6 protein-coding genes are annotated in these 21371 nt (G+C 70.8%); all 6 read left to right on the top strand.

The window, feature by feature from the left end; all coding sequences use genetic code 11:
* Positions 1-55 precede the first annotated feature (55 nt).
* On the top strand, positions 56-1711 hold the full coding sequence (locus tag ACZ60Q_RS33605) for an NAD(P)/FAD-dependent oxidoreductase (protein ID WP_469641357.1): 1656 nt from the start codon (positions 56-58) through the stop codon (positions 1709-1711).
* A gap of 217 nt (positions 1712-1928) precedes the next feature.
* On the top strand, positions 1929-8249 hold the full coding sequence (locus ACZ60Q_RS33600) for a type I polyketide synthase (RefSeq protein WP_469641356.1): 6321 nt from the start codon (positions 1929-1931) through the stop codon (positions 8247-8249).
* Positions 8250-8305: 56 nt separating this feature from the next.
* On the top strand, positions 8306-17413 hold the full coding sequence (locus ACZ60Q_RS33595) for an SDR family NAD(P)-dependent oxidoreductase (RefSeq protein ID WP_469641355.1): 9108 nt from the start codon (positions 8306-8308) through the stop codon (positions 17411-17413).
* Entirely contained in the window at positions 17410-19857 is a 2448-nt protein-coding gene (locus tag ACZ60Q_RS33590; protein WP_469641354.1) for a beta-ketoacyl synthase N-terminal-like domain-containing protein, read from the top strand. The genes ACZ60Q_RS33595 and ACZ60Q_RS33590 overlap by 4 nt, the downstream gene beginning before the upstream one ends.
* Positions 19854-20639: a thioesterase II family protein gene (locus ACZ60Q_RS33585; protein ID WP_469641353.1), complete on the top strand. Its 786-nt coding sequence runs from the start codon at positions 19854-19856 to the stop codon at positions 20637-20639. The genes ACZ60Q_RS33590 and ACZ60Q_RS33585 overlap by 4 nt, the downstream gene beginning before the upstream one ends.
* Before the next feature lie 121 nt (positions 20640-20760).
* Positions 20761-21351: a flavin reductase family protein gene (locus ACZ60Q_RS33580; protein ID WP_469641352.1), complete on the top strand. Its 591-nt coding sequence runs from the start codon at positions 20761-20763 to the stop codon at positions 21349-21351.
* The last annotated feature ends 20 nt before the right edge of the window (positions 21352-21371 follow it).

The raw sequence follows: 21371 nt of genomic DNA, 5'->3' as shown, positions 1-21371 counted from the left end.
CGCCGTCTCGGCAGACACACCGACAGGATCAACGAAACCGAGTGATCGAGGAGAAATGAAGAACATCATGGGACGTAAAGAGAAGTACGATGTGGCCATCCTCGGCAGCGGCATGGCCGGCGGTATGCTCGGTGCCGTTCTGGCGAGGAACGGAGTCAAGGTTCTGCTGCTGGACGCCGGGACGCATCCGCGGTTCGCCGTCGGTGAATCCACGATTCCGTACACCTCGGGTATGACGCGGCTCGTCGCCGATCGTTACCAGGTTCCTGAACTCCGAGCGCTGTCCAGCTTCAAGGGAATCCGGGACAAGGTGTCGCGGAACTGCGGTCAGAAGCAGAATTTTGGCTTCGTCTATCACCGCGAGGGCCGGTCCCAGAACGCTCAGGAGATCAATCAGCTGGTGGTGCCGTCCGTGCTGCGTACGGAAACCCATCTGTTCCGGCAGGACATCGATTCGTATCTCTTTCATGTCGCGGTCAAGTACGGCGCCCACCCGCGTTTGAACACCCGGATCGTCGACATCGAGACGGATCCGGACACGGGAGCCGTCCTGCGTACGGATGGCGGCGAGGAGTTCCGTGCCAGCTATGTGGTGGACGGGAGCGGATTCCGCTCGCCGCTGGCCGAGAAGTTTTCCCTGCGTGAGACGCCCACCCGGGCCAGGACGCACTCGCGGTGCCTGTTCACGCACATGACAGGTGTGGAAGCCTTCGACAAGTCGCAGGCCGCCCGGAATCACGACCAGCCCAACCCCTGGCACCACGGCACGCTGCACCATGTCTTCGACGGTGGCTGGCTGTGGGTCATCCCGTTCGACAATCACGCCGACTCCCTCAACCCGCTGTGCAGCGTGGGCCTCACCCTGGACCCGCGGGTTTTCCCCAAGGGCGACCAGTCCCCGCAGCAGGAGTTCGACGACTTCCTGCAGCGGTTCCCGGAGATCGCCCACCAGTTCCGCGGTGCCAAGGCGGTACGCCCCTGGGTCTCCACCGGCCGGCTCCAGTACTCGGCCAAGCAGGTGGTCGGCGAGCGGTTCTGCCTCACCTCCCACGCGGCAGGCTTCATCGACGCCTTGTACTCGCGCGGCCTGACCAACACGCTCGAGCTCGTCAATTCCTTGGGCTGGCGCATTATCCAGGCCTCCAAGGACGGCGACTGGTCCATGGAACGATTCGGATACCTGGAGGAACTCCAGCAGGGTCTTTTTGACTTCCACGACGATATTGTTTACAGCTCGTTCGTGGGATTCGGTGACTACGAGCTGTGGAACGCGGTCAACCGCACCTGGATGCTCGGCACCATGCTCGGTAACGTCATGCTGGAAGACGCCTACTACAGGTTTGAGCGTACGGGGGATGACTCCGTCTTCCGGGAGCTCGAGACGCACGGGCACCCGGGATCACCGCTCCCGGTCAGCTCCGGATTCAATGAGATGGGGCGGATCACCAGGGAGCTGTGCCGTGAGGTCGAGGCGGGGATCGAACGGCCGGGTGACGCCGCGAAGAAGATTCTGACCTACATCCGTGACGCAGATTTCATCGCCCCGTCATTCAAATTCGGGGAGCGGGACACTCGGTGCTTCGCCATGTCTCCCACCAAGATGGCGATGAACGCTCGTTGGTGCCGGAAAGATGCCCCGCCGGAGATCGGGAAGCGCATGATCAATGCCAGTAAGGGGCTTGTGCGGATGCGGCTTCGGGCCGGTCTGTAGTCCCCACCCCTATCGCTTCTTTAGGGGTCCCCGGGAAGTCCCGTCACTCGAGTGAGCAGGGGGTTTTCCCGGGGGCGGTCGGCTCATACTCTGAAGTGCAGGCAACCAGTGGATATCCGGCTGCGCAAGGCAGTCGTCGAGGTCCCGAAATGCGCTTGCACTTCCCGGCGCGGCGCGACCGGGACCGGCCTATCACTCCAGGACGAGAAGGCAGCGAATGAACCCGCACGCACCGCTTGACCCCGCGGACCTGATCGCCGTCGTCGGCATGGCCGGCCGGTTCCCAGGAGCCCCGGATACCGACAGTCTCTGGAAGCTCATGATGGACCGCCAGGAGGCTGTCCGCCCGGTACCGCCGGAGCGCTGGGACAGTGCGGCCCAGCTCGACCCGCAGTTGCGCATTCCGGCGGTCGGCGGCTTCCTGGACGACATCGATCTCTTCGATGCGGGGTTCTTCGGCATATCACCCCGCGAGGCCGCCGCCATGGACCCTCAGCAGCGCCTGCTGCTGGAGGTGGGGTGGCGAGCCCTCGAGGACGCCGGCCAGCGGGTCTCCGATCTCGCCGGCAGCCGCACGGGCGTCTACGTGGCGACGGTCTGGCACGACTACGAGCTTCTGCGCAAGGCGCGTGGCGCTCGTCACACCTCGCACACGCTGGTGGGCACCGGACGCGACATCCTCGCCAATCGGCTGTCGTACTTCATGAAACTGCGCGGACCGAGCCTGGCCGTCGACACCGGCTGCTCCTCCGGACTGGTCGGTCTCGACCTGGCGGCTCAAGCGCTGCGTCAGGGAGACATCGAAGCGGCGATCGTCGGCAGTACCAACCTGATGATGGACCCCCATGTGACCGTGGGACTCACCCACTTCGGAGGCCTCTCCCCCGACGGCCGCTGCGCCTCCTTCGCCAAGTCGGCCAACGGCTTCGTGCGGGGTGAGGGCGTCGCCGCGGTGTATCTGAAGACACTGCGCAGAGCGCTGGAGGACGGCGACCGTGTCCACGGCGTCCTCGTCAGCACCCTGACGAACAATGACGGCGGCGGCCACAGCCTGGTGAGTCCGAGCCAGGAGGGCCAGGAGGACCTGCTGCGCCGTAGCTACGGGCACGGGAGCGTGCCGGCAGCGGCCCTCTCGTACGTCGAGGCGCACGGAACCGGTACCAAGCGCGGCGACCCGACCGAGGCGGGAGCGCTCGGCACCGTCCTCGGCCTGGCGCGGTCGGCGGGAGACCCGCTGCCGATCGGCTCGATCAAGACCAACATCGGGCACCTGGAGGGTAGCTCCGGGCTCGCAGGGCTGATCAAGGTACTCCTCTCGCTTCGCCACCGGATCGTGCCACCGACCCTGCACGCCGAAGAGCTGAACCCCGACATCCCCTTCGACGAGCTGAACCTCAGCGTCGTACGGGAACCCCTGAGGCTGCCCGCTGAGGGCCCCGTCCACCTCGGCGTCAACTCGTTCGGCTGGGGCGGCACGAACGCCCATGTCGTTGTCGCGAGCCCGCCGCCGGAGGCAGCGGACCCCATCCGCCCTCCGGTGTCCCCGGCCACCGGTCTGCCCGCGGTCGTCACTCTCTCAGCCCGTAGGGCGCCGCTGCTCGCCCGGCGGGCCGCGCAGTTGCACGACCAGCTCGCGGCCAGGGACGCCGACGCCGTCGATGTGGCCGGGGCACTGGCGTGGCGTCGCGACCACTTCGCCGACCGGGCGGCGTTCGTCGCCCATGACGCTCAGGAGCTGAGCAGCGCACTCCACGCACTCGCCGGGTCCTCCGCCGACGGCGCCGAGGCGGCTGGCGTGGTCACCGGACGATCGACACCGCGCGGCAGGACCGCCTTCGTCTTCCCGGGACAGGGCTCGCAGTGGCGGGAGATGGGGCACCAGCTCTACCGGGACAGCGGTCTGTTCGCCTCCGTCGTCGACCGTTGCGCCAAGGCGCTCGCCCCGCACGTCGACTGGGACCTGCTCGACATCTTCGGCGGCGGCACGGCAGGCGACAGGACCGGTGGCGACGCACTGGACGGCATCGCCGGGGAGTGGACCGAGCGCACCGATGTGCTCCAGCCCGCCCTGTGGGCGATGTCGCTCGGCCTTGCCGAGCTGTGGAAGGCGGCGGGCGTCACACCTGACGTCGTGGTCGGTACCAGCCAGGGAGAGATCACCGCGGCCACGTTCGCGGGAGTCCTCTCGTACGACGACGCCGCGCTGATCCTGGCCCGCCGGGGCGCTCTCATCGCCGACCGGGTGTCGGGGCGCGGGCTGATGCTCGCGGTCGATCTCGACCGCGAGGCCGCAGTGCGGGCGATGGAGGGGTTCGAGGACATGGTGTCCTTCGCCGCGCACAACGGCCCCCACTCGTGTGTGCTTTCCGGGGACAAGGACTACATCCTCGCCCTGAAGGAACTGCTGGAGGCCGACGGCACGTACTGCGGCCTGGTGAACATCGACTACGCCTCGCACAGCGCCGGGATGGAGGAGCTGAGCGAGGACCTCATGTCTGCGCTGGCCCCGCTCAGGCCGGGAGCCGGGAACACACCGGTCATGTCGACAGTCCACGCCCGGGTGGTGGAGGGCACCGAACTCGACGCGGACTACTGGGTCCAGAACCTGTGCAAACCCATCGAGTTCGTCGCGTCGATGACGGAGCTCTTCAACGCCGGCGTCACCCATGTCGTGGAGGTCAGCCCCCACCCGGTGATCGCCCCGTCGTTGGAGCAGCTCGCGGCCCAGCACTCCACGACACCCGCTGTTCTGACCACCCTGCGCAGACGGCAGGGCGGCGTCGGAGACTTCGCCCGGGCCCTCGCCCGCGGCTACACCGCCGGCCTTGAGCCGTTCGGCACCTTGCCCCGGGACAGCCGCTACCCGGTGCCCGGCTACCCCCTGGAGCGGGAGAGCTTCTGGCCCGCCGTAGGGCACCGCCGCACCGCCGGCGCGGCCCAGGGCTTCGAGGCCCCGCTCGCTCCGGCACCCGGTCGGCCCGGCGTCTGGCAGGGCGCGCTGGAGCTGTCCCTGGAGGACCAGCCCTGGCTCGGCGACCACAAGCTGTACGACACCCCCGTGCTGCCGGGTGCCGGGATGCTGGCCCTGGTGCTGCACACCGCCCTGGCGAGGACCGGAGCGGTGCCCGGCAGGCTGACCGACATCGCCTTCCGCAAGCAGGTGATGCTGGAGCAGGAAGCAGTGCAGTTCACCACCGAATGGCAGGACACCTCGGGCGGAGGCGACCTACGGCTGCTGTCCCTCCCCGAGGGCGCCACCGCATGGGATGTCATCGCCACGGCGCGCGCGTACCAGCGGGAAAGCACTGCCCTCGCGCCCGTGTTCCCCGACTGGGCCACCGGACTTGAGTCCGCCGACCCGGAGGATTTCTACCGCCGGTGCGCCGAGCTCGGCCAGGTGTACGGCCCGGCCTTCCAGCGCATCCGGAGCCTGTACCGGCACCCCTCGGAGGACGAAGCGCTCGGCGAGGTGCACCTGGACGGGGAGCTTCGAGCGAGCAACCGCCCGCACATACTGCACCCCGCTCTCTGGGATGCCGCGCTGCAGGTCAGCCTGGCGCTGAACGACGGCGGTGAGGTGCTGATGCCGACGGCCGTACGATCCGTCCACGTCCTCGCCACCTCACTGGAGCCTGTCGAAACCCTGTGGTCGCACGTACTGCGCCGGGAGGACGGCACGCACGACGTGCACCTCTTCGACGCCGGGCGGAACGCCCTGCTGGTGATGGAGGGCCTGGTACTCCAGCCGCTGCCCAGCGGTGACGGGTACGACGCCGACGCGGACCGGCTGCATCGCATCCGCTGGAGCGAGATCGCCGCAGCCGAGACCTCCGACGGCCCCGTGAACGCACCGGGACGATGGATCGTCTGTGGCGGCACCGATGCCATGGCGCAGGCTCTGGCCGGCGCGCTGACCCTCGCCGGGGCGGAGGTCAGCCACCTCGGCACCGACGCCTGCCCACCGGATTCCCTGGCCGATGTGTCTGATGCCACCGGCGTCGTGTTCGTGGCACCGCGTTCCTCGGCCGGTCCCGACGCGCAGCAGCGCGGCCTGGGCCACCTCACCTCGGTCATCCGGACCTGTGCGGGCCTGGCCACTCTGCCCCGGCTCATGGTGGTGACCGATCGCGCCCAGGCGGCCGACGGCACGGAGACGCCCGATCCTGGCGCCGCGCTCTACTGGGGTTACGGCCGCGTCGCACAGCGCGAGCACTCCGAACTGGAGCCCCGCCTCATCGACGTGGACGCCTCCGACCCCGATTGGGCCGAAGCCTGCGCGGCGGCGATCGTCACCGCCGGGGGAGCGGACCAGCTGGCCCTGCGCCAAGGACGGCAGTTGGCCGCCCGTATCACCCGGGACAGCACCGACGAAACCTCCCTCGCGTCCGGCGCGTTGCCCGCCTGGCGCACCGGAAGGCAGCCCTTCCGGATCGAAGTCGCCCGGCACGGCGGCCACCTGTCGGCGGAGTTCCTGCCACTGGCACGCCGGGCCCCCGGCCGTGGAGAGGTCGAGATCGAGGTGACCGCCGCCGTGCTGTCACCCGCAGACGCACGCGAACCGGCGGCCGACGGCAGCCGCCCTTCCACGGGCGCCGACGCGTCGCGGGCCGGCCGGGAGTGCGTCGGCCGGATCACCGCCGTGGGACCGGACGTGTCCGCCCTGCGCATCGGCGACCGGGTTGTCGCGGTGTGCCCCGGCGCCCTCGCCGGACACGCCCTGGCACCGGCTGCGCATGTCCTGCGGATTACCGAGCGGCTGAGCGACGCGGAGGCGGTGGCCCTGCCGCTGCCCGCGGTGACCGCCTGGTACGCGCTGACGGAGGTGGGCCGGCTCACCCCGGGAGAGGCCGTACTCGTCCACTCGTCCTCCCTCCCGGACTCCATCGCAGCCGTCCAGGTCGTACGGAACCAGGGAGCACGGGCCTTCGTCGCCAGGGCATCGGGGTCAGCGGCACGTGAACTGCTCCGCGGAGCGGGGGCCGAACTCGTCCTCGACACGGAGGACTGCGACTGGCCGGAGGCGGTGCGCGAGGCCACCGGAGGGCGTGGCGCCGATGTGGTCATGGGACCGCAGACAGGTCCCGCTGCGGCGGAGGCCCGGGAACTGCTCGCCGAGGACGGGCGCCTCATGGAGATCGCCACGGACGGCTCAGCAGTAGGCCCGGCCCTCGACCGCGAAATTTTCCGCAAGGGCACCGGCTTCAGCTCCGTCGATGTGGACGGGCTGCGCGAGCGCAAGCCCGAGACGTTCGCCCGCCTGCTGGCCACGGTCTGGGCCATGGCCGCCGAGGGCAGGCTCGCGCCGCTGCCGATCCACACCCACGACTGCGCCACGACGAGCGGGACGACCGCAGAGATCACACACGACCATGACCTGGCGCGGCTGGTGCTCACCGGGCTCCCGGGCGTCGGCCACGTCGCTCCCGAACCGATGCCGGGCGGCCGGTTCCGCGCGGACGGCAGCTACCTGATCACGGGTGGACTGGGCGCCCTCGGCCTGTCACTTGCCGAGTTCCTCGCCGCCAACGGGGCCGGCACTCTCATCCTCGTCGGCCGCTCGGCTCCGAACGCCGAAGCCGCCGAGCGCATCGCCGCGCTGCGTGAGCGGGGAACCGGGGTCGAGAACCTGCGCTGCGACGTCACCGACCGCACGGCGCTGCGGCAGGCGCTGGAGGGCCTGCGCGAAGGCGGTCTGCCACCGCTACGAGGCGTGGTGCACGCGGCCGGCGTGCTGGCCGACGCCACGATCACCCATGTCACTCCGCGCCAGATCGCGAAGGTGCTCCAGCCCAAGGCGGACGGTGTCCGCAACCTGGACGCGGTCACCGCCAAGGACCCGCTGGACCTCTTCGTGATGTTCTCCTCCGCGGCGGCCTTGGTGGGCAACCCGGGGCAGGCGGTGTACTCCGCGGCCAACGCGTACCTGGACGCCTTCGCCGAGTCCCGTCGCATGCGCGGGCTGCCGGCCCTGAGTGTGCAGTGGGGACCGTTCGACGGGATCGGTCTCGCGGCCGAGGACGCTCAGGCAGGCGCCCGCCTCGGGGAGCGCGGTCTGGAGAGCTTCTCCGCCGGAGAGGCCTGGGAGGCACTCGTCAGGCTGCTGCACCAGGACCGGCCGGTGGTCGGATACGTCCCCGTGGACACACGCCGGTGGTTCGACGCCTACCCCGGCACTGTCTCGCTCAGCGCGTGGAGCGAGCTGTACGCGGCCCTCGCGGAGGACAGCGCCGCAGTCTCGGGAAGCGCCTTCCTGGACACGCTGCTCCGGATTCCGCAGGAGCACCGCCCGGCGCTGGTGGAGGCCAAGGTGCGCGAGCTCGCCGCCCGGGTGCTGAGGCTTGATCCCGAACGCCTCGAACGGGACGCCCTGTTCGACTCGCTCGGTCTCGACTCACTGATGAGCCTCGAACTGCGCAACCGGCTGGAAGCGGCCTTCGGGCTGCGGCTCTCGCCGACCCTCCTGTGGACCTACGGAACCCTCCAGGCCCTTTCGGGCGCCTTGCTCGCTCAGACGACTCCGACGGACGGGGCGCAGTGATGGCCGGCCCGGCAGGCCGTCCCGCGCACCCCAGCCCTCTACCGCAAGGAACCTCGATGCAAGAGACACATGCCTCCGCGGGAGGCAAGCAGACCCCTCTGACCAGGGCGCTGGACACCATTCGCACGCTCAGGCAGCAAGTCGGCGAGCAGCGGGAGAACCAGCCCGTCGCGGTGATCGGCGCGGGTCTGCGGATGCCCGGAGGCATCGAGGACCTCGACGGATACTGGGCGGCGCTGGCGGAGGGGCGGGACGGGGTGCGGCCCATGCCGCCCCATCGCAAGGGCCCCTTCGCCGAGGACTGGGAAGGTCTGCCGCAACGCGGCGGATTCCTCGACGAAGTACTCGACTTCGATGCCGATTTCTTCGGCATCAGCCCGCGCGAGGCCCGGCACCTGGACCCGCAGCACCGGCTGCTGCTCGAAGTCGCCTGGGAGGCCATGGAACACGCCGGACTGCCGTCCCGCACCCTCGCTGCCGCCCGTACCGGCCTGTACCTCGGGGTCATGTGGCAGGACTACCGTGAGTGGTGCGAGGGTGAGCCCGACGCCTACTGGGCCACGGGCAACGGACACAACTTCGCGGCCGGACGCGTCGCGTACGCCCTGGGACTGACCGGTCCGGCCATGACGGTCGACACGGCGTGCTCCTCCTCGCTCGTCGCCGTCCACCTGGCGGTGCAGGCCCTGCGCCGGGGCGACTGCGAGATCGCCTTCGCCGCGGGCGCCAACCTCATCATGTCCCCGCGGACCATGAAGCTGGTCCAGGAGACCCGCTCCCTGTCACCGGACGGACTGTGCAAGACGTTCGACGCCCGGGCCAACGGCTTCACCCGCGGCGAGGGTGTCGGAGCGGTGCTCCTCAAGCGCCTCGATCACGCCCTGCGCGACGGGGATCGGGTGCTCGGGGTGATTCGCGGAACGGCTGTGAATCAGGACGGCCGATCCAGCGGATTCACCGCCCCGAACGTGCTTGCCCAGGTGTCCCTCATCGAGACGGCGCTTGTGGACGCCGGACTCGAGCCTTCCGCGGTCGGATACGCGGAGACGCACGGCACCGGCACCGCACTCGGCGACCCCATCGAGATGGACGCGCTCGCCACCGCCCTGGGCCGCCGCAACGGGGGCGCGCCGCTGCCGGTCGGTGCGGTTAAGGCCAACTTCGGGCACCTGGAGGGCACGGCGGGCGTCGCAGGGCTGATCAAGGCGATGCTCTGCGTGGCCAGGCGCAAGGTGCCGCCGGTCGTGCACTTCCGTACCCTCAACCCTCGCATCGACCTGTCGGGCACGGGCATGACCGTGCCTGGGACCCTCCAGGACTGGTCTCCGGAGTCGGGCGACTGCGCCTCTGTCAGCTCCTTCGGTATGAGCGGCACGAATGCCCACGCGATCATCGGTCCGCTGCACGCGGACGAGGTGCCTGCTAGGCAGGGCGATGAACTCCCCGCGCCCGTCGAAGGGTTCGAGATTTCGGCGAAGACGACCGAAGCTTTGCGGGCGCGCGCCGCGCAGTACGCCGAGTGGGTCGCCTCGCTCGCTCCCGCCGACTACCCGGCTTTCGCCTACACCGCCACCGCCGGCCGCAGCCGACTGGACGTTCGCGCCCGGATCTCGGCCGCAGACCCGGAAACCGCCGTCGCGGCACTGCGCGCGCTCGCCGCCGGCGAGCTGTCACCGCTGCTGACCATCGACGAGGGACAGGACAGCGGCGGCGAGGACCTCACCGCCGGGTTGCCGCGTCGGCTCGTCGACCTGCCGAGCTACCCCTGGCAGCGCCGTCGCTTCGCCCCGGAACAGGCCGCGGCCGACCCGGTCGGCAAGGTTCCGGCGCTGCCCGTCCGCCACGAGGTGGTGTGGGAGGGGGCGGATCCCCGTACGGTCACCCCCGGTGCCGAGCTCGTGCTCGCGGGCGACGACGAGCTGTTGTTGGCCGCGCTCGTGGACCGCGCGGCCCGGCTCGGCCTGCACGGTACGGTTCTCGCCTCCTCGCCGCCGGCGCTGCCCGACGGCTGGCGGCACGCCGCGCTGCCAGGGGACCGCGTCGGCTGGGCACGGTTCTGGGAGGGGGGAACCGCCCCCGGTCCATCCCCTCTCGTCCTGGCGTTCCGGGCCACGCCCCTGCCCGGCGCAGAGAACAACGAAGTACCCTCCGCAGCCGACCCGGCGGAGCCGGGCGCCCGGCTCTGCGCGTCGGTGACTGCCGCGGTCGCCGCCCTGGCCGGAAGCGGCCGGGCGCACCGGGCCTTCGCGGTCACGCGTTCCGTCTGCCGGACCGGGCCTGGAGACCAGGTGGCCGCCACGGACCACGGACTGCTGCATGGTCTCGCACCGGTACTGGGCATTGAACTCGGCACCGCCTGGGGCGGAGTCGTCGACCTGACGGCCGACCCGGCCGCCGAAGACCTCGACACCGTGCTGACGTTCACCGTGAACGAGGCCGCCGCGCCCGGTGACGGGAACTCCTTGCTGGAGGACCTGGCGGCAGTCCGCCGCGGTGGGCTGCGGGTGGCGCGGCTCCGCGAGAGCACTGCGGCGGCCGGCAGCCTGGAGGTGCGGAAGGACGCCACGTACGTCGTGACGGGCGGCCTCGGCGGCGTCGGCCGGGAGCTGACGGCCGAGTTGGTCGCCCGCGGGGCTCGGCACCTGCTGCTCATCGGCCGACGACCGCAGAACCAGCTCTCCGCCGAGGCGACCTCACTGCTGGACGAGCTGGCCGACGCGGGCGTACGTGTCGTCTACCGCGGCGGTGGCTGCGACACGGCTGCGGCGGTGGAGGCCGCATGCGCTGCCCTCGACGGCCTGCCCCCCGTACGGGGTGTGCTGCACGCCGCGGGAACACTGGACCGGGCTCACGCGGAGGAGACCGGCGTCGAGGAGTTCACGGCGTCGCTGCGCGGCAAGTTCGCCGGCGCCTGGTTGCTGCACAGGGCCTCCCTCGACTGGCCGCTGGATTTCTTCGTGATGGTGTCGTCCGTCTCCGCCGTGTGGGGGACCGAGTGCTGCGCGGCGTACTCGGCGGCCAACGGGGGGCTGGACGCCCTCGCCGCACACCGGGTCTCGCTCGGTTTCCCCGCGATCAGCCTGGGCTATGGGCCGTGGGACCTGGGCGGCTCGGGGATGGCCGATTCGACGTCCCGCGACACCTTCGCCCGCGTCGGCGTAGGCGCGCTGGACGCGGAGACCGGCCGGGCGTCACTGGACGGGCGGGCCCCCGACGGCGCGGGTCACCTGATCGTCTGCCCGTTGGACACGTCCCGGTTCCTGACGATCATGTCCCGGTTCCGTCGCCGTGGGCTCTTCGGCGTCGCAGCTGCGGTGGGCGGTGCCCCCGCCGGCGCCGTGATCCGGCCGGAGCCTTCCGTCACCGATGAGCTGGCGGCCCTGCCGGACCGCGCCCGCCCCGGCGCGGCTCGCGCCCATGTCGCCCGCATCGTCGCCGCGCAGCTCGGGCACGACAGCGCCGACGCGGTCCGGGACGACACCGGGTTCTTCGATCTCGGGCTGGACTCGATCATGGCGGTCGATCTGGTCAGCCGGCTCTCCCAGGCGTTCGGCGTCGCCCTGCTCGCCGCCGATGTCTTCAACCACCCGACCGTGGCCCGGATGGCGGAGTACCTCCTGACCGCGGACCGGGTGTCGGAGCCCGCCGCACCGGCTCTGTCCGTGCCCGTATCCGCCGGTTCAGCCATTCCAGCTGTACGTGAGCGTCCGACGCCCCCCCTGGCCCGCGAAACCGCTTCCACTCCGTCAGCAGTGCCCTCGTCCGAAGACGGGGGCCGCGAGCCCGTCGCCGTCGTCGGTATGGCGGGCAGGTTTCCGCAGGCCGACTCCGTCGACGAACTCTGGGACCTGCTGCGCGAAGGCCGCGACCCGGTCGGACCGGTTCCTGACGGCCGGTACGAGAGGGCCGCCTTCCACGGCGGCGTCGGCGAGCCGGCCCGCATCACCACGGACCAGGGCGGATTCCTCAAGGACATCGCTCGGTTCGACGCGTCGTTCTTCGGGATCCCGGCACGGGAGGCCGAGAGCCTCGACCCCCAGCAGCGGCTGCTTCTGGAGTCGGCCTGGCATGCCCTGGAGAACGGAGGGATCGACCCGCACTCACTCAAGAACTCCCGTACCGGAGTCTTCGTGGGCATCAGTTACGCGGACTACGCCCGGCTGCTGGCCGAGTCGGGTCCCGAACACCTCGACGCCTACTACAGCACGGGTACCTCCCTCAACGCGGCGGCCGGGCGGCTCGCCTACAGCCTCGGCCTCAACGGCCCCGCGCTGGCAGTGGACACCGCCTGCTCATCGTCGCTGGTGGCACTTCACCTCGGCGTGCGGTCGCTGCGGTCCGGTGAGTCCGACGCGGTCCTGGCCGGCGGGGTGAACGTCATCCTCGACCCGATGGCGTCGGTCTCGGCGAGCCGTGCGCACATGCTGTCCCCCGATGGCCGCTGCCGTACGTTCTCCGCCGATGCCAACGGGTTCGTCCGGGCGGAAGGCTGCGGAGTCCTGGTCCTCAAGCGGCTCGCCGACGCGCAGCGCGACGGTGACCGGGTGCTGGCCGTGATCCGCGGCACCGCTGTGAACCAGGACGGTGCGTCATCCGGTCTCACCGCGCCGAGCGGTCCGGCCCAGCAGGCGCTGCTCACCGACGCCCTGTCCGACGCCTCGGTCAGCGGCGCAGACGTCTCGTACCTCGAGGCGCACGGCACCGGGACTTCGCTCGGCGACCCAATCGAACTCGGCGCCGCCTGGAAGGTACTGGGGCCGGGCCGAAAGCCCGGCGAGCCGCTGCACGTGGGTTCCGTGAAGAGCAACATCGGCCACCTCGAATCCGCCGCGGGCATGGCGGCGGTCATCAAGACCATCCTGGCTTTGAGACACGATCTCATCCCGGCCAACCTCCACTTCAGCGAACCCAACCCGCATGTGGACTGGCCCGAAATGAACGTCCGGGTGGTCGACAACCAGACCCCTTGGCGTTCCGGCGCAAAACCTCGTGTGGCAGGCGTCTCCGGTTTCGGGCTGACCGGGACCAACGCCCACATCGTGCTCGCCGAGGCACCGGCCGGCGCTCTCGCCGTCACGAGCGGCGAGCCGGCCGGAGCCACCCACCTCCTCCCGCTGTCGGCCCCCGACCATGAGGGCCTCTCCCGGCTCTCCGAGGCCTGGGCGCAGCACCTGGCCGGCGCGTCCGACGGGGACCTGGCGGGCCTGGCCGCGACGGCCACCACAGGCCGCGGTCACTTCCCGCACCGCAGGGCGCTGCTCGGCGCGACCCGGGAAAAGCTGCTCGCCCAGCTGGCCACCGCGCCTCCGCCTCGGCCGGCCCACCGTCCGCGTATCGCCTTTCTCTTTTCGGGGCAGGGCAGCCAGCGCTTCGGCATGGGCCGTGAGCTGCACGAGACGGAGCCGGTCTTCCGGGACGTCTTCGACGTCTGCGACCGTGAACTCGCATCCTCCCTCGGCGGCTCGCTGGTGGAGCTGACGCTGTACGGCAACGACGAGAGCGCCATCAACGAGACCCGGGTGACCCAGCCCGCCCTGTTCGCCATGGAGGTCGCACTCGCCGCCCTCTGGGAGTCCTGGGGCGTGACCCCCGCCCTGGTGATGGGCCACAGCGTCGGGGAGGTCGCCGCCGCTGTCCACGCCGGGGTGATGGACCTGAAGTCCGGGCTCCGGCTGATCGCCCGGCGAGCCGGCCTCATGCAGGCCACCGAGCGGGGAGCCATGCTCGCCGTCACGGCCGCTGAGAAGCAGGTCCTCGAATGGATCGAGGGCACGGAGCTGGACGTCGCGGCAGTCAACACCCCAGCCGCGACAGTCGTCTCCGGCACGCCTGCCGAGATCGACCGGCTGGCGGAGAAGCTCGGTGTCGACGGCGTACGCACCCGGAGGCTGAGCGTCTCGCACGCGTTTCACTCCCGGCTGCTCGACCCGGTACTCGGCGAACTGCGGGAGTCCCTGGCGTCGTCGGAGTTCGCGCCTCCGCAGGTGCCGTTGGTTTCCAACCTCACCGGGGAACTCGCGGGACCCACGACGATCGACGCCGACTACTGGGTGCGCCACGCTCGCAACCCCGTCCGCTTCCACGATGGGGCCCGGCAGCTGAGCGCCCAGGACGTCGACATCTGCCTGGAGATCGGCCCTGACCGCACGCTGGTGAACCTGGTGCGCGCGGCCGGACTCGCCCCCGACGGAGGTGTCGTCCCGTCGATGTACCGCGGCGCCGGGGACCGGGCAGCCCTGCTCGCCGCTGTGAAGGCCCTGTACGAGCAGGGCCAGGACATCGACTGGGAGGCATTCCAAGCCCCGCGGCGGCTTTTGAGGAGCAGCGCGCCGCTGTACCCCTTCGCCGCCACGGCCCACTGGCGCCGGGCGGTGGAGCCGCGTACGGCCCGGGCGGTACCGGCCGGACGAAGGAACCCGACCGACCCGCCGTGGGGGACCGAGCTGCGTTCGCCCGCCGTCAAGGGGCGCGTGTTCGTCACCGAACGGAGCACCGTCTACCCGCCTCACCTCGACGACCACCGTCTGTTCGGCACGGTGCAGGTGGCCGGTGCCTCGCAGACGGCCACCGTCCTGTCGGCGATGGGCAGCGAGGGGGAGCCGGTGGTCCTGGAGGACCTGCACTTCCCCCGGGCCCTGGTGCTGCACGACGGCGAACGCTACGAGCTCCAGATCATCGAGAGCGAGGCGGATCACGGCACTCGTACGGTCAGCGTCCAGAGCCTGCTCGACCCGGAGCACGGCCGGTGGCAGGAACATCTGACGGCGATGATGCCTCACACCGACCCGGTTACCGACAGGAACGCGCCCGACCCGGAAGCCTTCATCGCGGGCGCCGACCGCCACCTCAGCGGTGAGGCCTTCTACCGGTACCTGCGTGGCATCGGCTATCTGCTCGGCCCCTCCTTCCGGTGGGTCGGGGACGCGTGGATCCGCGGCAACGAGTCGCTCATCCGGTTCGACCTGCCGGAGGGGATGAACGAGGACCCCGCGGACTACCAGATCCACCCGGGCCTGCTCGACTCTTGCCTGCAGAGCTCTGTCACCTTCGCTGTGCACGAGGACGACCCGGAGCCACAGGACCAGGAACAGGCCCTGGTGATCCCCTTCGCCGCCGCCAGGGTCTCCTTCCCGGGGCGGCCCACTCCCGGCCAACCTCTGTGGGGTCACGTACGGGCCGTCATGAGGGATCTGCCGGACAGCGGCTTCCATCAGGTGGAGACTGCGGATCTGCACCTCTTCGACGGCTCCGGCGCGACCGTCCTGGCCATGGACGGTTTCCGCTTCCGGCTCGCCTCCAAGGCGGTGCTGCGGTCGTCACTGCGACACGGGGCCCGGCACGCGTACGAACTCGACTGGGTGGACACGTCCCCGGCCCCCACCGGGGCGACCGCGGCGGGCCGGCGGCTGCGCATTGCCGTCGCGGGCGGCGACACCCAGGTAGGCGGGGAGGTGCTCAAGGCCTGTGAGGACCTTGGCCACCTGGTGACCGCCCTCCCGGAGGATCCCGTCGGCCTCGCGGCCGACCTGATCATCGACGCCCGGTTCCACCCGCACACGCGGACCGCCGGGCCCGACACCGCCCTCGACGCGGCTCTGGCCCTCACTCGCACCTTGCAGGCGGTCCCGCGGGACATCCCGTACGCCGTGCTGGGTGGGGACGGCCCGGAGTCGGCCCCCGTCCGGGAGACGCTCTGGGGGCTGCTGGCCTCCCTCGAGGCGGAGGAGGACGACCGGCGGCTGGTCAGGGTTACCCTCGCCTCCGGGTGGGACGGCACGGGACTGCTCACCGCCCTGGACCGGACACTTGGCGGGCATCCGGCCGACGCCCGGATCGAAGTCGGCGGCGGGGGAGTCCGTGCCGCCCGGCTCGTCCCGTACAGGGCCCGCCCGGTACGGCCGGAAGCACCGGCGGAGGACGCCGGCGCGGCCCTGATCACCGGGGGCCTGGGGGCGCTCGGACTGAGCGCGGCCGCGATCCTGGCCCGGCACGGCTGCACCGCCGTCACACTCATGGCGAGGTCGGCCCCCGACGCGGCGGCACGACAGGTCATCGACGAACTCGTCGCCTCAGGGACCCGGGTGAGAGTCGTACGCGGTGATGTCACGGATCCGGCGGACTGCGTGCGAGCCGCCACCGAAGCAGGCCTGGATTCGCCGCTGCGCACGGTCCTGCACCTGGCGGGGACCACGGACGACCGGGCCTTCGGACGAATGGACCGGGACGCCCTCGAACGGGTCTTCGCGGCCAAGGTCCGGGGCGCGGCGGCCATGGCGGATGCACTGCGCGGCCACACTCTGGACGCCTTCGTGCTGTTCTCCTCGGCCTCCAGCGTGCTCGGTTCGGCGGGCCAGACCAACTACGCGGCCGCCAACGGCTTCCTGTCCGGCCTGGCGGACGCCCTGCGCGCAGAAGGGATTCCTGCCACCAGCGTGGCCTGGGGACCGTGGGTACCGGAGGCCAAGGGGGGCCTAGCGGCCTCCGACGCCGTGCGACGGGCCGTGGAGAAGCTCGGCGTCGGCTCCCTCACGGATGAGTCCGCGGAACGGCTGCTGCTGGCAGCCCTCACCGACGGCCCTGCACGTCTGGTGGCGGTGGATCTGGTGCCCGAGCGCTTCGTGGCCCACCTCGGGGACCACCCCCGTGCGGCGCTGCTGGCGGGCCTCGCGGACCCTGCGGGGAAGGGCGGCAAGGCGGCGGAGCCCGTCGGACCGGCAGGCCGTCCACGCGGCTGGCTGCGCGGAGGCGAAGGCGGCCTCGACCGGCTGGATGAAGACGCCCGCAGCGAAGCCCTCCAGCAGTTCATCCGGGAAGCGACCGGCGAGACTCTCGGTGAATCGGCCGGGATCGACGACGACGTCACCTTCGGTGACATGGGTCTGGATTCGATCATGGTGATCGATCTGCGGACCCGGCTGTCCCACGCCCTCGGGGTCGACCTCCTGGCCACCGTGGCACTCGACCACCCCACCGTTCCGCGCATCTCGGCCCACATCCTCGGCCTGCTCTACGAGAAGGGGCCGGGCACCGCGCCGGCACCGTCCCCGCAGCAGGCACCCGCGACCGAAGCCGGCCCGGATGACCTGTCCGAGCTGTCCTTCGAGGATCTCGTCCGGGCGGTCCGGAGCGATGTCTCGGCCCTGAAAGGAGACAGGAAGGCATGAGTGACGGTATGAACACCGACAGCGTCCGGGCCCTGATGGAGGACCAACTGAGGCTCTCCCAGCAGCTGCGGGCCCGGGTGGCCGAGCTGCAGGACGAACGGCATGCTCCCGTGGCAGTCGTGGGAATGGGGCTCAGGCTGCCACCGGCCATCAACACCCCTGAGCAGTACTGGGAGTTCCTGTGCGGCACCGGCACCGCACTGGCCGGTGTCCCCGACGACCGGCCCGGGTTGCGCGCCGCGTACGACCCCACGCCCGGCCGGAGCGGCCGCTCGTACGTCCGGCATGCCGGTTTCCTCGGGGAGATCGCCCGCTTCGACGCCGACTTCTTCGGTATCTCGCAGCGCGAAGCCCGGCTGCTCGACCCCCAGCAGCGGATGCTGCTGGAGACGTCCTGGGAGGCCTTGGAGCGAGCCGGTGTCGCGGTCCGTCGTGCCGACCGCCTCGACGTCGGCATCTACCTCGGCATGATGACCTCCGAATACAGCGAGCGGAACGAGAACCGGTCCGACCTCTCCCGCATCGACCCCTACTACGTCACCGGCGGCGGACTCAGCTTCGGTGCCGGACGGGTCAGCCATCTGCTGGGCTTCTCGGGCCCGGTGATGGGCGTCGAGACAGCCTGTTCCTCCTCCATGACCACCCTTCACCTGGCCGTCCAGGGGCTGCGCAACCGCGAATGCCGCTACGCCCTGGCGGGCGGTGCCAACCTGCTGCTGTCCGCCACCTTGATGGTCGCGCTGTGCCAGACCAGGGCGCTTTCTCCCGACGGCCGTTCCAAATCCTTCCTCGCCTCCGCCGACGGCTACGGGCGGGGTGAGGGAGTAGGAGTGGTGGCCCTGATGCGGCTCGACGACGCCGAACGCGAGGGCCGGCCCGTACTGGCGGTCATTCGCGGCTCCGCGGTCAACCACGACGGGGCCGCCTCCGGCCTGACCGCGCCCAACGGCCCGGCCCAGCAGGAGGTGATCAGAGCCGCGCTGGCGGATGCGGGGATCGGTCCGGAGGAGGTGGGATTCGTGGAGGCGCACGGCACCGGCACTGTGCTCGGCGACCCGATCGAGATCGGAGCACTCGACGGAGTTCTGGGCGAGGCTGTGCGAGGCCGGGGCACGCCCCTCTCGATCGGCAGCGTCAAGTCGCGGCTCGGGCATCTTGAAGGCGCATCCGGTATCGCCTCCGTGATGAAGGCCGTGCTGATGCTCCGGCACGGCGTGATCCCGTCGGCCGCCGCACCGGATGACGGTGAACTCAACCCTCACATCCCCTGGGACCGGCTGCGGTTCACGGTGCCGAGGCAGAACCGGCCGTGGCCCGAGGAGCTGCCGCGCCGGGTGGTGGGCATCAACTCCTTCGGCATGAGTGGTGTCAACGTCCACGCCGTCCTGGAGGCGTACGACCCCGCCCCGGCGGCAGACACGGCAGCCGTCGCCGGCGGCATGCCACGGCCCGAGCTGCTCACTCTGTCCGCCAAGGACCCCGAGGCCCTGACCCGCCTCGCCGACCGGGTCGCCGGACATCTCGAACAGACGGACGCGGCCTCGGTCCCGGCCGTCTGCCATACCCTGCGCGCCGGGCGCGCTGCCTTCGCGCACCGGGTCGCGGTCACGGGCGTCACTGCAGGCGACCTGGCGGACGCACTGCGCGCGGCGCTCACCACCGGCCGACCGGCCGCGGAAGTCTCCGCCCCCCAGGCACCGCCTCGCTCCGTCACCCTGGCTGTCCACGGCGAGGAGGACCGGCTCAAACCCGCACTGGCCGCCCTGAGCACCGCATTCCCCGACCTCGCGGGCGGCCGGGGCGGGCAAGGGGCGGGCGAGCAGCTGCGATGCCTGCTGGAGCGCTTCGGCCTCCGCGTACGGGTGCGCTTCGCCACGGCCGCCGACCCCGCCGGAACCAGCGCGGCCATCGAGTGGGAGGCGGCCGACGGCCCGCAGTCCCTCGCACTGGTCGACGGGCGGACGGACACCGCACCGGTCCTGCTCCAGCGGGCGCTCGGTGCGCTGTTCACCGCCGGGGCGGACCTCCGACTGGACGCATTGCGAGGCCCCGGCGCCGGGTTCGCCGGCGACCTGCCCACGTATCCGTTCCAGGGGAAGCGGTACTGGATCGACGAGCCCGTCGGAGACGGTGGGGCGGACAGCCGGCCGGAAGGTGTCCCGGCGGCCCTCCCTCTCGATCAGGACAGCCTGATCGGCTACCTGCTGGCTCAACTGCGGGACGTTCTCCAAGCCGACGAGATCGACCCGGAACTGTCGTTTCTGGACGTCGGCGGCGACTCGTTCATCTCCACACTGTTTATCACCAGAGTCGAGGAGCACTTCGAAGTCGGGCTGACAGCGGACCAGCTCTCCCTCGACATGCCACTGCGCGACCTGATGGGAAAGCTCGCCGAGAGTATCTCCGCCGCCACCGAGACCGGCCGACGGGGGCGGAAGGGATGAGTGCCGCCGACGCCTTCATTCGGGCCCGCCGGGTCGAGAACCCCGAGCTGCGCCTGGTCGTGGTCCCGCACGCGGGTGGTTCGGGAAACGTCTACTACCCGATGTCCCGGCACTTGCCGCCGGCCTGGGACCTCCTGCTGCTCGACCTGCCGGGCCGCGGCAGGCGGTACATGTCACCCCCGCTGGCCGACATGCGTGAGATTGTCGACCGCGTCACGGACGACGTGGTGTCGGTCGCGGACGCCACACCGATCGCTCTCTTCGGCCACAGCCTCGGTGCGGTGATCGCCTCCGAGACCGCGCGGTCCCTGCAGGCCAAGGGCACGCCACCGATGTGGGTCGGCGTGTCCGGACGCCAGGCGCCCGTGCTCCAGCCTGCCAACCGGTTGCTCGATACCAGCCTTTCGGACGTGGAACTGGCCCGGAGACTCGGGCGGCTGGGCGGTCTGCCGGACCGCCTCGACGAACTGCCGGAGTTCCGGGACCGCCTCCTGCGGCTGATCCGTACCGACCTGCGGGCTCTGGACTCCTACCGGCCCGACCCACAGCGGCCGCCGCTGTCCTGCCCGCTCACGGTCTTCTCCTCCACCGAGGACGTCATGGCTCCTCCGTCGGGGGCCTCTGCCTGGGACAGGGAGACCACAGGGGACTTTCGGCAGAGGGTGTTCGAGGGAGGCCACTTCCACTTCGTGGGAGAGACCTTCCCCGCCTTCACAGAGGCCATCGCGACGGAGATCCAGAACGTGCTGGGACGGCTCCAAGCCGCCGCACCCGGCATCTGACGCGCGACGCGTGACACGTCAGGGCCTCAGCTCAGTGCGTGTCATGCGACGTGCCCCCGGAGCGGGGAGCCCGCCTCGCTCCGGGATCCATCAGCAGACCGACTCGCCAGGAGAGACCGGCATGACGTCAGAACAGCACACGGTCCGCGGTTCCGCCGCCCCGGCAACTCCCGTGCACCTTTCGGCGGTCCCACGGGAACAGCCCACCGACTTCCGCACCCTGATGGCCGGGTTCCCCACCGGCGTGACCATCGTGACCACATGTGGCGCTGACCGTGTTCCCCGCGGTATGACCCTGACCTCCCTCTGCAGTGTCTCTCTGGAGCCCCCGGTCCTGCTGGTCTGCATGCGGCGGGGCAGCCCCACCCTCGAGGCGGTCCTCGACGGCGGCTCCTTCGCAGTGAACCTGCTGCACGTCCGGGCCCGGGCCACAGCGGAACTTTTCGCCTCAGGGGCACAGGACCGATTCGAACAGGTGCCTTGGCAGGCGGACGAGCCGGCCGCAGGTCCGCACCTGTTGGAAGCGGCTCACACCATTGCCGACTGCGTGGTGACCGCCCACCACGTGGTCGGCGACCACGTGGTGATCATGGGCGGTGTCATCGGGGTCAGCCGGCTCGGTGGTGACCAGAGTCCGCTGCTGTACGGGCTCCGCCGCTTCGCCACCTGGCCGGAGACCGACGACCACCTCTCGTACGACTTCATCTCCTGAGCGACCGACCACACCACCAG

The organism is Streptomyces sp. NPDC104313 (assembly GCF_055583985.1).
Note: the sequence above shows the minus strand (reverse complement) of the source record. Positions and strands in the feature narration are given on the sequence as shown.